Origin of the sequence: Chlorogloeopsis fritschii PCC 6912 (assembly GCF_000317285.1) — a bacterium.
GTDB classification, from domain to species: domain Bacteria; phylum Cyanobacteriota; class Cyanobacteriia; order Cyanobacteriales; family Nostocaceae; genus Chlorogloeopsis; species Chlorogloeopsis fritschii.
This window is the reverse complement of sequence record NZ_AJLN01000042.1, coordinates 24,305-38,487: the sequence shown is the minus strand read 5'-3', so window position 1 is coordinate 38,487 and position 14,183 is coordinate 24,305. Positions and strand designations below refer to the sequence as shown.

Annotated in this window: 11 protein-coding genes; 7 read left to right on the top strand and 4 right to left on the bottom strand. The window is 43.6% G+C overall.

All coding sequences use genetic code 11. The features are described 5' to 3' along the window. Window positions 1–228: 228 nt before the first annotated feature. Both UYC_RS0104150 and UYC_RS0104145 read right to left on the bottom strand, forming a co-directional pair. A complete protein-coding gene (locus tag UYC_RS0104150; protein ID WP_016873384.1) occupies window positions 229–1,185 on the bottom strand; it encodes an aldo/keto reductase in 957 nt (318 codons plus the stop codon). Between the two features lie 288 nt (window positions 1,186–1,473). Then, window positions 1,474–2,301, bottom strand: a complete 828-nt coding sequence (locus UYC_RS0104145; protein WP_016873383.1) for an alpha/beta fold hydrolase — start codon at window positions 2,299–2,301, stop codon at window positions 1,474–1,476. A 319-nt stretch (window positions 2,302–2,620) separates the two neighbouring features. Between UYC_RS0104145 and UYC_RS0104140 the strand changes: the two genes are divergently transcribed. Continuing rightward, entirely contained in the window at window positions 2,621–4,477 is a 1,857-nt protein-coding gene (locus UYC_RS0104140) for an aspartate kinase (protein WP_016873382.1), read from the top strand. A 193-nt stretch (window positions 4,478–4,670) separates the two neighbouring features. Here the strand turns inward: UYC_RS0104140 and UYC_RS0104135 are convergent, their stop codons facing one another. Both UYC_RS0104135 and UYC_RS38770 read right to left on the bottom strand, forming a co-directional pair. After that, on the bottom strand, window positions 4,671–5,456 hold the full coding sequence (locus tag UYC_RS0104135) for a type 1 glutamine amidotransferase domain-containing protein (RefSeq protein WP_016873381.1): 786 nt from the start codon (window positions 5,454–5,456) through the stop codon (window positions 4,671–4,673). Window positions 5,457–5,503: 47 nt separating this feature from the next. Further along, window positions 5,504–5,677 carry a hypothetical protein gene (locus UYC_RS38770; RefSeq protein WP_016873380.1) on the bottom strand — a complete coding sequence of 58 codons (174 nt, stop codon included), beginning with the start codon at window positions 5,675–5,677 and terminating at the stop codon, window positions 5,504–5,506. Window positions 5,678–5,760: 83 nt separating this feature from the next. Here UYC_RS38770 and UYC_RS0104125 point away from each other — a divergent pair, with 83 nt between their 5' ends. The 6 genes from UYC_RS0104125 to UYC_RS0104100 all read left to right on the top strand — a co-directional run bounded on the left by UYC_RS0104125 (window position 5,761) and on the right by UYC_RS0104100 (window position 13,503). Then, entirely contained in the window at window positions 5,761–6,639 is an 879-nt protein-coding gene (locus tag UYC_RS0104125) for a LysR family transcriptional regulator (protein ID WP_016873379.1), read from the top strand. A 41-nt stretch (window positions 6,640–6,680) separates the two neighbouring features. Further along, the gene (gene rtcA / locus UYC_RS0104120) at window positions 6,681–7,739 is read left to right on the top strand and encodes an RNA 3'-terminal phosphate cyclase (RefSeq protein WP_016873378.1); all 1,059 of its coding nucleotides are present in this window, start codon (window positions 6,681–6,683) and stop codon (window positions 7,737–7,739) included. A 12-nt stretch (window positions 7,740–7,751) separates the two neighbouring features. After that, the gene (locus tag UYC_RS0104115; RefSeq protein WP_016873377.1) at window positions 7,752–8,576 is read left to right on the top strand and encodes an alpha/beta hydrolase; all 825 of its coding nucleotides are present in this window, start codon (window positions 7,752–7,754) and stop codon (window positions 8,574–8,576) included. 298 nt (window positions 8,577–8,874) lie between these two features. Then, on the top strand, window positions 8,875–9,147 hold the full coding sequence (locus UYC_RS0104110; protein WP_016873376.1) for a DUF5132 domain-containing protein: 273 nt from the start codon (window positions 8,875–8,877) through the stop codon (window positions 9,145–9,147). 553 nt (window positions 9,148–9,700) lie between these two features. Beyond that, on the top strand, window positions 9,701–12,622 hold the full coding sequence (locus UYC_RS0104105) for a cation-translocating P-type ATPase (RefSeq protein ID WP_016873375.1): 2,922 nt from the start codon (window positions 9,701–9,703) through the stop codon (window positions 12,620–12,622). Further along, on the top strand, window positions 12,619–13,503 hold the full coding sequence (locus UYC_RS0104100; RefSeq protein WP_235082877.1) for an alpha/beta fold hydrolase: 885 nt from the start codon (window positions 12,619–12,621) through the stop codon (window positions 13,501–13,503). The genes UYC_RS0104105 and UYC_RS0104100 overlap by 4 nt, the downstream gene beginning before the upstream one ends. Window positions 13,504–14,183 lie beyond the last annotated feature (680 nt).

Below are 14,183 nucleotides of genomic sequence, written 5' to 3'. Positions count from 1 at the left end.
TCTGTGTAAACGGATAACTTGACGCAAACTCAAAGTTTCTTCAGTATATTTTACAAATACGATCATATGAGAAATAAAAATAGATTATACACAACTATTTGCAAAGTTAGTTTCTTCACGATTTGTTATTCACTCTGAATAAGCCCGGTAGTAAGTACTTAGCGACTTACCAAAAAACCCTGTTAGCTATGTCAAATTCAAGACCCTAACTTGGATGCCAAGACTATACTAAGCCCAAGCGCGGTAAAATGTGCTATCCTGCCAAATTTTAGCCGTGAGTTTCTCAATCTCTGCTAACTGTGTATTGCTCAGTGGCTTAAAAGTACTGGCTACCTTGACATTTTCTTCTAATTGCTTGGGATCGTCTGCGGCAATTACACAACAATGCACCCCAGATTGGGATAGCGTGTAACCCATTGCTTGCTGCATTCCCCTTAAAGCACCTGCTTGAAACAACTTTCCATAAGCAGGTACCTTCATTGCTATGACGCCTACATTTTGTTTCTGAGCTTCTAACAAGACTGGAGGAAAGAATGGTTGAGGATGATTTTTTTCTACCGCATTTACAGGAATTAGGGTGGTGTGGAAAGGATAGCGACGTAACCCTTCAATAATTACTTTTGGATCGTGGTGCCCTGTAATACCAGTAAAGCGCACGAGTTTCTGCTGTATAGCTTCTTCTAAAGCTTGAATTGCTCCTGATTTACTAAAAATAGTGTCGAGTTGTTCGGGATAAGCAACAGAATGCAACTGCCACAAATCTAGATAATCTGTATTCAGGCGTTTGAGCGATCGCTCTAATTCTCGCCATGCTCCATCCCGATCTCTTTTATCTGTTTTGGTAGCTAAAAATATCTGGGAACGATAGGATGGCAGCACTTTACCAAAATGAGCTTCACTAGAGCCGTAGTTAGCAGCGGTATCAAAATAACGAACTCCTAGCTCCAGTGCTTTTTCAATAATAGCGACAGCATCACCTTCTCTATCTTCTTTGTCTAGTGGTGTTTTTGAACTTGCACCTCCCAAACCAAAAATTGGAACTTTTACTCCTGTGCGCCCTAGCACTCGTTCTGGCATCGGTGTAGTACTAACGGAATTTTGTTGCAAGCTGTTTGCTCCTACAATACCGCCAGCAGCAGCCACGCTGGTAATTAAGAAGTTGCGCCGCGTTGTTTTTTCCGCCATAGTTTTTAATAATTACGCACAAAACAGAACTTGTATAATTGGAAATTATTTGTACAAATATCATTTATTACTAAAGATAGATATTTTGACATTTATAAAATAAATATTTTGTATCACTCAACATAAATAAACTAACAACATAGATCCCCTACTTCTCTAAGAAGTAGGGGATTTTATAGAGTTTTCTACTTGTTCTAAGCGTATTGATTACTACATTTTATCTATAATTGAAAACTAAGCGATCGCCTTCCGTAGTTAAAACAAAAAGCACCTATTAAAGTAAACTATTTAAAACTGAATTCCTAGTTGGACAGCAATTAACCACTTAGCGATCGCCTCATTCACTAACTCAACAAATTCTGCCATAACTAGATGTCCTGCATCTTTAATGTGTAAATGGACGCTGTTGGGAAAGTAGCCTGCTAATTCCTTACCCATTTCCCGTGTAAACATCAAATCTTTACCACCAGTAATTACTAAAGCGGGGATGTGTAAATTTTTGGGCGCAGGGTGACGGGCAAAAAAGTTATAATTCCAAAAAACTTCTAAGCTTTTGTAAGCATATAAATCTGTTGGTACAAAACTTTCAGCAACAAACTGTTTTATAAACTGGTGATGGTAGGAGATTGAGAAAAAGTTGCTTAGTGTGTCTGCCACAGGCAACTTGTAAAAATATCTACCTCCAAAAGCCATAAACTTCATCAAAGGAATATGCCACCAGGGTGTTAAGTTATGAATACCGCCAGCAATAGCAATGATGCCGCTGATTGGACGGTACTGGGCAAACTCTAAACCAATAGAAACTCCAGAGCCGTGGCAGCACAACACTGGTGAGGAAATGCCAAAACGATCCAACAATCGCCCTAAATCGCGACAATGCCGCCCGATAGAGTAGCGCTTGTAAGGGCTAGATTGTCCGTTTCCTGCCAAGTCGTATGCCAAAACGCGCCAACCTTGTATTTTGCTAAATTCATACTGAAAACGGAAGTTGAAGCGGTTTCCCATTTCTCCATGAATAAATACGACAGCAGGATTTGCACCCTGGGCGTGACTAACTTGCAAAGTTACCCCATGTCGCAGATGAATGCTTGAACCGACTAAGGCATCTTGAATCATAGTTATTTAGCTAGCATTTGGCGATCGCAATAGTGGGAATGGCAGGGCGGGCGAAGCCTTCTAGCCGAAAAAGCCCGATTTTTAGCAGAATTTTCCTGCTATGAAAACCTTACACAAGTTGTGTGTCTATTTTGTGTCCCAGCTGTGTCTATTGTTTGTCAACAAAAAGCCTGTAAGGAGAAAAAAATGTAAAATTCGTTGTCTTTATGTCATCCGAGTCTGATAAGTTAATTAAACTAATATACTGGCAATCTTTTTTTAGACTTCTTTATTCAGCGCGGGTGTTGATAAAGCAAGCACGATTCATCTAGTTAAACTTATGGCGCTCATAGTTCAAAAATTTGGTGGTACATCTGTCGGTTCAGTCGAACGCATTCAAGCTGTAGCACAGCGCGTTTACAAAACCGTAAAAGCAGGAAACTCTATTGTGGTGGTGGTTTCCGCAATGGGTAAAACCACCGATGGACTCGTAAAACTGGCTGCGGAAATCTCTAAAAATCCTTGCCGTCGGGAAATGGATATGTTACTTTCCACAGGTGAGCAAGTATCCATTGCCCTTATGAGCATGGCGTTGCAGGAACTTGGACAACCTGCAATTTCTTTGACTGGTGCTCAAGTAGGAATAGTCACTGAAGCTGAACACACCCGCGCTCGCATTCTACACATTGAAACAGAGCGGATCGAAAGACATATCCAAGAGGGTAAAGTTGTTGTTGTTGCTGGTTTCCAAGGTATCAGCAGCACAGAGAAATTGGAAATTACTACCTTAGGGCGTGGCGGTTCGGATACTTCCGCAGTCGCTCTTGCCGCTGCCTTACGAGCAAATTTTTGTGAAATTTATACTGATGTGCCAGGGATATTAACTACAGATCCCCGCTTAGTTCCCGAAGCGCGGCTGATGGACGAAATCACCTGTGATGAAATGTTGGAACTTGCTAGCTTGGGAGCCAAGGTGCTGCATCCTCGTGCGGTGGAAATCGCTCGCAATTATGGTGTTCCCCTGGTAGTGCGCTCTAGCTGGACAGATGAACCCGGTACTTGGGTAACTTCACCTCCCGTCAAAGAGCGATCGCTCATCAATTTAGAAATTGCCCGCTCGGTAAACGATGTACAATCCGACACCAATCAAGCCAGAATTTCCCTGTTGCGAGTACCAGATCGGCCAGGCGTTGCCGCCCGCCTATTTGGAGAAATTGCCCATCAAGATGTAGACGTAGATTTGATTATTCAGTCGATTCATGAAGGTAATACAAATGACATTGCCTTCACAGTAATGACACCAATTTTAAATAAAGCCGAAGCCGTAGCAGCAGCGATCGCCCCAGTTCTGCGTACTCACAAAGGTGCAGAAACCACAGAAGCAGAGGTAATGGTACAGCAAAATATTGCCAAAGTCAGTATCGCTGGTGCAGGTATGATTGGACGTCCTGGAGTTGCAGCCAAGATGTTCGCTACCCTAGCAAAAGCAGGCGTGAATATCCAGATGATTTCCACCAGTGAAATCAAAGTCAGCTGCGTAATTGATGCTGAAGAATGCGATCGCGCCGTTGCTGCCCTCCGAGAAGCATTTGAAATCGAATCTTCCCCCCCCTCTCCCACTCCCCACGGCAGTCCCCTCAACGGAGGGAACCTCCGCACAGGGCTGCCTCTCCTCTCCCACTCCTCCACTCCTCCCGTTCGCGGTGTCGCCCTTGACATGAACCAAGCCCGTCTTGCCATTCGCCAAGTGCCAGATCGTCCAGGGCTGGCGGCGAAGTTGTTTGGACTGTTGGCAGAAAAAAATATTAGCGTAGACATGATTATTCAGTCGCAGCGCTGTCATGTTGTTAATGGAGTGCCAAGGCGAGATATAGCCTTTACTGTGGCGCAAAACGATGCTCAAGAAGCTCAAAAAATGTTGCAGCAGGTAGCAGCAGAACACGGTTGGGGTGAAGTAGCATTAGATCGGGCGATCGCCAAAGTCAGTATCGTCGGTGCTGGCATGGTAGGGCAACCAGGCGTGGCAGCAAAAATGTTTGCAGCGCTGGCACAGCATCAAATTAATATTCAAATGATTACTACCTCAGAAATAAAAATTAGCTGTGTAGTAGCCCAAGAAGAAGGTGTAAAAGCTTTGCAAGCCATTCATGCAGCATTTGAACTAGCAGGTAGCGAGAAATTCGTAGTACCAGCTTAGAAACCTTACGGAGGTTTTGAGGTGTTCAATCATCATTTTTTCGAGTGCTTCGTTTTCTGGCGCACCAGTACAAATCGGCTGCTCAGTACTTAAATGAGGTACGTGGGGTATGTGTTCAGAACGCTGAATGAAGTTTTAGGTGATCGCTGGCACTACTATAAATAATGCTTGTAACAATTGTTCCTCTCGTCAGTTACTTCAAAAGCCTAACCATTTGTTCAGCAACACCGATCGCTGAAGCAGGATTTTGTCCAGTGACTAGGCGATCGCTAACTACAACATGGGCTTGAAAATTTGGGGCTTCGGTATGTTTAGCGCCACGTTCAATGAGTTTTGACTCTAACAAAAATGGCATGATTTTTGTGAGTCCGACTGCTGCTTCTTCTTCATTGGTGAAGGCTGCGACTGTTTTACCAGCCACAAGATATGCGTCATTGGAGAGTTTCACATTTACAAGTGCAGCAGGGCCATGACATACTGCACCAACAACGCCGCCTTGTTCATAAATGGCCGCCGTTAGTTGAGCGAGTTTTTGATTATTAGGGAAATCCCACATAGTACCATGTCCGCCTGCAAAAAAGATTGCTTTGTACTCCGATGGCTTGACTTCTTCAGGAGACAAAGTGTCTTCCACCTTTGCCATGACTTTGGGATTCTCGACAAACTTTTTATTGAGAGGATCGTTAAGTTTGTAGCTCTTGGGATCTATCGGAGCGGCTTCTCCTGTGGGACTAGCAAAGTCTACCTCAAATCCGGCTTGGGTAAACACAGCATGAGGATGAGTAGCTTCATCGAGATAAAAACCTGTTTTTTGTCCTGTATTTCCCAGTTGCTCGTGATTGGTTAAGACAATCAAAATTTTCTTGGGAGTAGGAGTATTAGAAGTGACAGGAGCAACCCTTTGAGCATTGACTCCTATACAACCAGTCAAAGTTATGGCTGCAAATAAAAGTGTCAAACTTGTTTTGAGGTTAAACATTGTTTAAATCTTCAATCAAGAGAGATAAGTGTTATTTTTGACTTCATCTAGACAGCTACTGCTGTGAGTAACTTCACCATTTGTTCAGCAACACCGATCGCAGAAGCAGGATTTTGTTCAGTTACTAGGAGATCGTTCACAACTACGTGCTTTTGAAAGTTTGTTGCTTTGGTTTGGGTTGCACCTTGCTCAAAGCTAGATGAATAGCGAGCTTTAAGCATTACCGATTTGACCTAGTTTCATACTAAGAGCAACTTCTCTAAAATACAAATTATAAAAATTGGGTTTTGCTATAAATATATTTATGGTTAGTTTTGAGTGGTATCGGAGCTTTATCGAAGTTTATCGAGTGGGAACTGTATCGGGTGCAGCGCAAGTCTTGCATCTGACACAACCTGCTGTGAGCCAACACATTACTGCTTTAGAATCGGCTTTAGATGCACCACTGTTTCAACGAATGCCCCGGCGAATGTTGCCCACGGAAGCAGGAAAGCGACTATATAATCGCATTGCTTCAGCGATCGAAACCCTAGAATCTGTTTCTGCAAATGCTAATCTAGAAAATGCGTCACTCTTGATTCGCCTGGGAACCCCCCAAGAATTCTTCGCCGAACAGATTTTAAGCCGCTTGAAAGCTCAAAATACTCTGTTTTCCATTAAATTTGGGTTAGCTCAAGACTTAATCGAACAACTTTTAAATAATCAATTAGATGGCGTAATTGCCACACAAAAAATTGCCAAATCAGAATTGGAATATCAACTGATTTTTGAAGAGAGCTTTTGGTTGGTAGGGCCTCCACAGGAGGAAATTCCCATTGCTCAGGATGTACTTCAGTCTGACTTATCATCTCTAGCGGCTTGGCTGATTCAGCAACCTTGGATTGCCTATAGCGATGATTTACCAATTATTCGGAGATTCTGGAGAGTTGTATTTGGGTGGCGCTTAGATGTCAATCCCCAGTTTGTCATTCCAGATTTGCGGAGTATTCGAGCAGCGATCGCTCATGGGCTGGGCTACAGCGTTTTACCAGATTATTTGTGTCGTGATTGGATTACCGCAGGCCGGTTAAATTTAGTACTGCAACCTGCCAAAGCTGTGACTAATCAGATTTGGTTGACCTATCGCAAGTCAGAAAGACTCTCACAACAGATCGCTACGCTTTTCAATTTGCTATCATCTTGAGGCTCTTTGACAATAAATCTGATAATTCCTAAGTACACATTATGATCGTTGATATAGATGGTTCCTATGGCGAAGGTGGAGGGCAAATTCTTCGCACTTCCCTAAGTTTAGCCGCTATTACAGGTAACCCCATAAGTATTTATAACATCCGCGCTCAACGCAAAAAGCCAGGGTTAGCAGCTCAACACCTAACAGCAGTTCGCGCCGCTGCAACAATTTGCAATGCCCAAGTACGGGGTGATGCTTTGGGTTCGATGATGCTGGAATTTATTCCTGGTGGTGCTGTCAATGCCGGGAACTATACATTTGACGTTAACGAAGCCCAAGAGGGTGGTTCCGCAGGTGCCATTACTTTAGTATTGCAGACAGTTCTCTTACCTCTGTCATTAGCAAGTGGTGACTCTCATGTGACATTACGAGGAGGAACTCACGTTCCTTTTAGCCCACCCATGACTTACATTGAAAAAGTATATCTACCCATACTTCAGCGGATGGGCGTACAAGCGAAGATAGAATTAGGTGCTTGGGGATGGTATCCCCAAGGCGGGGGTGTGGTGCAATTGCAGATAAATGGTGGTCAAAAATTTAACGGCATCAACCTTAAAGAGCGCGGTAATTTACAACAGGTACGGGGATTGGCAGTAGTGACGGAACTGCCTTCTCACATTCCTCAAAGAATGGCTAGTCGGGCTGAGAATTTATTGCGAGCAGCAGATTTGCAAGCTGTTGTGCAACCATCACGAAATAAAGGCATAGCACCGGGAGCAGGTTTATTTCTCACTGCTGAGTATGAAAATAGTTTAGCTGGGTTTGGTGCCTTGGGGCGTTTGGGTTTACCAGCCGAAAAAGTAGCCCAAATGGCTTGCGAAGAACTGTTAAAATTTCACCAAACTGGTGCAGCAGTAGATGAACATCTAGCAGATCAGTTATTGTTACCAGCTGCTTTAGCTTCGCACTTAAGTGAGTATCAAACAGCAAAGGTAAGTATGCACTTAAAAACTAATGCCTGGGTAATTGAGAAATTTGAGTTGGCAAAGATAACAGTAGATGAAGTACAAAAGATGGTGAGAGTACAACCTTCTCTACTTTTGCCAAGTTAAGAGAAAATATTTATGGCTAAAAAGCGTCTGAAAAAACTATTATTTGGTGATTTTACTTGGAAAAGATTGATTAGCTCGCTCGTATTTATCTATATATTTTTCGCTGTTTATGTTTTTTTCGGGGCAGATAGCATGATTTTTCTGCCTCAACCATCTAGCTATCAAGATACAAATGAGATTATTAAGTTGACTAGTGCAGATGGAACAAAACTTTCAGCTATTTACTTATTTAATCCTCAAGCTAAAAACACTATTCTTTATGTTCACGGTAATGCTGAGGATTTAGGAGATATTAAATTTGTACTCGAAAAATTACGCAATCTCGGCTTTAGTGTGTTTGCATACGATTATCGGGGCTATGGCACAAGCGAAGGGAAACCTACAGAAAAAAATGCCTATCAAGATATCGATACTGCTTACAATTATTTGACGCAACAATTAAAGATTTCACCACAGCAAATCATTGTTTTTGGGCGTTCGGTTGGAGGGGGTTCTGCTGTTGATTTGGCTGCACGTAAACCAGTTGCAGGTTTGATTTTGGAAAGCACTTTTATTTCAGCGTTTCGGGTTGTTGTGCCTTTGAGAATTTTACCTTTTGATAAGTTTGCCAATCTGGATAAAATCAAAAGAGTGAATTGTCCAGTATTAGTGATACATGGTAAGGCAGATAATATCATTCCTTTTGCGCATGGGAAAACGCTATTTGCTGCTGCACCATCACCAAAACTTTCTTTATGGGTAGACGGTGCAAATCATAATAATTTAGCTTGGGTGGCAGGGAATAAGTATGACGAAATTTTACAGGAATTCGAGCAGCTAGTAAACAAGAATAGATAAATTAAAATAGCAAGCAAAGATTATGTTTTAGAAATCGACCACAGATTAACACAGATGCACACGGATTATTTATCTCGTGGTTTATCTGTGTCCATCTGTGGTCATTATCAGCTAAAACTTGGATTTTACAATTAATCTATTATTTCTAATATTTACTGCGACTCAAGGTGAGTTCGGCTAATTCACATTAAGACATAAATTGATAGTTGGAAGAACTCAACAAATTTTAACAATCGCCCCTCTCATTTAAATAATGATATAATAATCGGATTGCATAAATAAAGGGGGTGAACATACTATGCTACCCAAAGTTGTACCTAACTTAGAAAGTGTAGTCGAAGACTTTGGTATTCCTGGTATTGTGGCGATAGTGATTCTGCCTTTAGCGATTCCGGTTGTCGCACGTTTTGGTAAATCCTTAACCAAGACAACTATTAAAGGCGGAATAATCCTCTATGAAAAGAGTCAAAGAGCGATCGCAGCAGTTGGTGAAAACTTCGCAGATATAGTCGCTGAAGCCAAGGCAGAACTTGCTGTAACTGATAGTACGCGCCTGAGAAGAATTAGGTAAGATAGTTCGTGGTTAGCTGCACAAAAAGCATAGCGCTATCATCCCTAAAAATATAACTTCTACCAAAAAGCATAATATTCCCATCGGTAGTATCTAAACCCGATCGCAAATTCATTAAAAAATTGAAACAAGTTGCAGTTCAAGGAGAAATTTGATGCAAACGAGGAATAACACGGCAATGTGGATAACAATCAAATACATTTACCGTGTTGACCGAAGTTTGTATCTTAGTATCAGTCCCCACAACTGAGTGCAATTTGGCAGGCATTAAACATAATTTGCGAATAACATCACGTAGGGGAAATCGTAATTTAACAACGATTTAAACTCAGCGATTTTGTTGTTGATTAGCGATTTCTTTTCAGTTCGGAATGGGTGTGCCGCAAATTGATATGCCTGAGTTTGGGGTGCTTGTCATACCTGCTTGCACTACTGCAACTATACAAGGGCAACGGATGAGCAATCTGTAAAAGTCACAGAGCAACCATCCGCTTGCTTTTGTTCTTGTTCTCTTCTATATCTACCAACCCCATCACAGTCGAGGAGGCGTAACATGAGCAATTGGTACAAATTAGACGCCCAAAAAGTCCTGCAACGACTCGGCAGCGATGTATCTTTTGGATTAAGTGCGGTCGAAGCCAGTCGTCGTTTAGAAAAGTATGGTTTTAACGAATTAATAGAGCAAGGACTAAAAAATCCTTGGCAAATTTTGTGGGAACAAGTCACTGCTAGCTTGGTAATTATTCTGATTGTGGCTGCGATTGTTTCAGGCTTGTTGGGTGACTATAAAGATGCCGTAGGTATCATCGCCATTGTTGTGCTGATTGCTTTTTTGGGTTTCAGTCAAGAGTACCAGGCACAAAAAGCGATCGCCACACTCAAAAAATTATCTTTACCCGATGTAAAAGTACTTCGCGACGGACGCTGGGAAGAAATTTCAGCCCGCTATCTGGTGCCGGGAGACATTGTGCAGTTAGAAGCAGAAGATATCGTTCCGGCTGATTGTCGTGTGTTAGAAAGCTTTGGTTTGCGAATCCAAGAATCAACTCTGACTGGTGTATCCGAACCTGTAGATAAAGATTCTCAGGCACTCGCTCAAGCAGATTTACAACTGGGCGAACACCACAATATGGCTTACATGGATACTGTCGTCACCTACGGACGAGGGTTGGCAGTGGTGACGGAAACCGGGATGAACACCGAGATGGGGCACGTTGTCTCAAGGATTCAAGCAGTGGAGGTAGAACCAACTCCCCTCCAAAAGCGCTTAGATCGCCTGGGACGAGGATTAGCATTTGCCTCTCTGGCTGTGGTGGCAGTAATTCTGATTTTGGGAATGTTGCGGGGAGAAGACTTAAGGTTAATGTTCCTAACTGCTATTACTTTAGTAGTGGCAGCTTTACCGGAAGGCTTGCCAGCAGTAGTAACAATTGCCTTGGCTTTAGGGGCGCGACAGATGTTGAAACGGCGAGCGCTGATTCGCAACTTACCTGCTGTGGAGACTTTGGGATCGGTAACGGTGATTTGTTCTGGTAAGACAGGCACCCTCACCGAAAACCGCATGACAGTCAGCGTTCTCGACGTAGCGGGGCAACGCATAGATTTGACTACCCGGATGCGTGCCCCTGTAGGAGACAAAAGCCGAGACAGACCATTTTTACTATGTCAACCGCCGAGCGTAGCTCTACTATTAGCTAGCAGTACTCTCTGTAATAATGCCTTGCTAGAACCAGATCGAGATGAACCGCTCTACTTTCGTGCCGTCGGCGATCCCACTGAAGGTGCTTTAGTGATGACTTCAGCTCAACAAGGACTGTGGAAAGGTGACTTAGAATCTTTGCTCCCCCGTGTCACTGAAGTTTCCTATACATCCCAACGTCAGCGGATGACTACCATCCACAAATTCCCAAATAACCCATCTAGAATTCCCTGCGTTCTCGAAACGGTTTGGCATTGGAGTGAAAAAATCGGGGGAATGTCCTACATTGGCTTTACAAAAGGTACGGTGAACAGTCTTTTGGATGTTTGCAGTCATATTTGGATCAACGGACAGGCAAAGCCGCTCACTGAAATTTGGCACAGACATATTTCTGTTACCTATAGCCAACTAGCCAAAAACGGTTTGCGAGTCATGGGTGTAGCGTTTCGACCTTTACAATCTACCCAAGCATGGGAAGATGTAGAGCAAGACTTGATTTTTATCGGCATGGTAGGCATGAACGATCCAGCCCGCCCGGAAGTTAGAGATGCCGTACTCACCTGCAAGCGTGCAGGTATCCGTCCGGTGATGATTACCGGGGATCATCCCCTCACAGCCCAATTTATCGCCCGTGAAGTAAGTATTGCTGACAGCGATCGCATCCTCACCAGCGATGAACTTTCGCAATTACCAACCGAAGAATTAGTAGCCATTCTAGAAGATATATCTGTTTATGCACGAGTGTCCTCAGAACACAAGCTAGAGATTGTGCAGACATTGCAAAGACGGGGACATATCGTCGCCATGACAGGTGACGGCATTAATGACGCACCTGCTCTTAAGGCAGCGAATATCGGTGTGGCAATGGGCATTAGAGGTACAGATGTAGCCAAAGAGGCAGCAGATATGGTGCTGCTAGATGATAACTTCGCGACTTTGGTGGCTGCTGTCAAAGAGGGACGTGTCATTTACGACAATATCCGCAAGTTCATTAAGTATTTGTTGAGCAGTAATGTGGGCGAAATTTGGGTAATGCTGGTAGCTCCTTTTTTGGGAATGCCGTTACCGTTGTTGCCACTACAAATTCTTTGGATTAATCTAACAACCGATGGTTTACCAGCTTTAGCTTTAGGTGTGGAACCAGCAGAACAAGACACCATGAATCGTCCCCCTCACCCTCCCAACGAGAATATTTTTGGTCGGGGTATGGGCAGAGATATTATCTGGATCGGAATACTAATGGGAGTAGTCTCTCTTGGCACAGGCTATGCGTACTGGAGAATTGGTAATCCTAATTGGCAAACGATGCTGTTTACCACCCTTACCCTTGCACAGATGGGTAATGCTTTAGCAATCCGCTCGGAACGAGACTCACTGTTTCAAATTGGTTTACTGTCTAACAAGCCACTTTTGGGAGCAGTAACTTTGACGCTGGGATTACAGCTGATGGTAACTTATGTTCCCTTCTTCCAAAAACTGTTTACAACCTTACCTCTATCAGCAGTTGATTTAGCTGTTTGTTTGGTTGTAGGTAGTGTAGTTTTCTGGTGTGTGGAACTGGAAAAATGGCTGCTGCGTCGCCATCAGCCTCGGATCGGCAAATTGCATTTAGTTCCAGAAGTTGATAACAAGAACCACGTTCAACCGCGTGGTGTTACTGCATCTTCCTTCACTTCCCCACGGCTGCACTTATGTAATGCCTCGAAGTCACGCGATCGCGCTGCTTCTTTACGTCTGCATTTGCGGTTAAAAGCGAGTGGGTATAAACGAAAGTGAATAGCTTGAACGTTCTTGTCACACCACCCGAAAGACAGGCAACGATGCAACTATATGATGGTCGTAGGCTCGCGTGGTACGAATGGGGAGCTGTTGACGCCCTGCCAGTTTTGTTTTGTACTGGAGCTGGAATGAGTGGATGGCTTGGTTTTGGCACAAGCTACCTCCCAGATCTCGGCTTGAAACTAATTGCCATCGATCGCCCTGGCTTGGGTTCGTCCGATCCCCACCCGAACAAGACGCTTTCCTCTTGGGTGGATGACACGCGGGAGTTTATTCAGTTTAATAATCTCCATAACGTTCTCGCCGTTGGTTTCTCCCAAGGCGCACCGTTTGCATTCGCTCTAGCAGCACAGAATCTCGTTCAGGCTATAGCAATTGTATCGGGACAGGATGAACTTGCCCATCCACGCCTAAGACCGCTCTTGCATCCGGATGTAGAAGGCATGATTGCTGCTGTTCAAAAAGATGCTGTAGGGTTCGAGCGGCACTTTTCGCAGATAGTCACGCCGGAAGTATTGTGGCAATTAATTATAGGGATGAGTGGGGAGCGCGATCGCCTATTGTATGAGAGTGACACCTTCAGCAAAGCGTATCAGCGAGCCTTGCAAGAGGGTTTCGCACAGGGTGCTCAAGGATACGCGCGAGACTTGGTTAACTCACTCAGTATATGGACTGTAAAGCTCGAAAATATTACCATTACTGTTGATCTCTGGTATGGTGCTTTAGATACAAGTACAGTTCACTCCCCTGATTTTGGCGCAACCTTGGCTTTGCGCCTGCCAAATGTTTCGCATACTGTCGATTCAGAAGAGGGGGGATCAATTCTCTGGACGAGAGCTTGGGATATTTTGGCAAAACTCAAGTCTCATCCTTCCTAATTCCGAGCCAGTTGGATTTTGTAATTAGAGTTTACATTTTCATCCAAAAGATATTTGAGAGTCATGAACTTTCTTCATAGCTTCTTGTTCTGCTCTCAATTTCCGCAACCGGAGTGCAGATGGGGAGGGGTTGAGTTGCTGTGCTTTTAGTTGCTGGTGACTCCACTCTAACCAGTCAGCAACATATTGGCTGACTGCTTTTTTATGATGTAAATACTAAAGAATAGTAGCGTAGACCTGCTCTAGGCTTAGGGATGGATGGGTTTAGGCAATTTCCTCTGGGGTAGGGGCGCGATGGATATAATCATAGAGAATTGTTTCTCAACTTATCCGCGTGCCTTTGAGCCGAATATCATCGGGACGCAGAAAGTCAAAATCATCTTCTAGTTGCATTTTATATATTTATATTGCTTGTCATAAATAAAGCAACTTTATCGTAACCGTTTTCCAGCACAATCATCTCATTACAATCTCGAATTGTACTTACAGCGGTTTTCTGTAAGGTGGGCATTGTTCACCACTATCTAAAATGTTTACTACATAGGCGACGGGCAATGCCCAACGCCAGTTGCTCCACTTGGGGAAACCCCAAGACCGCACTGGCTCCCCTACGATTTGTGGTCTAATCATGTGAAAATGGCTGTAAGCGTTGCGCTACCAAAATACAACTACGCTTGCGT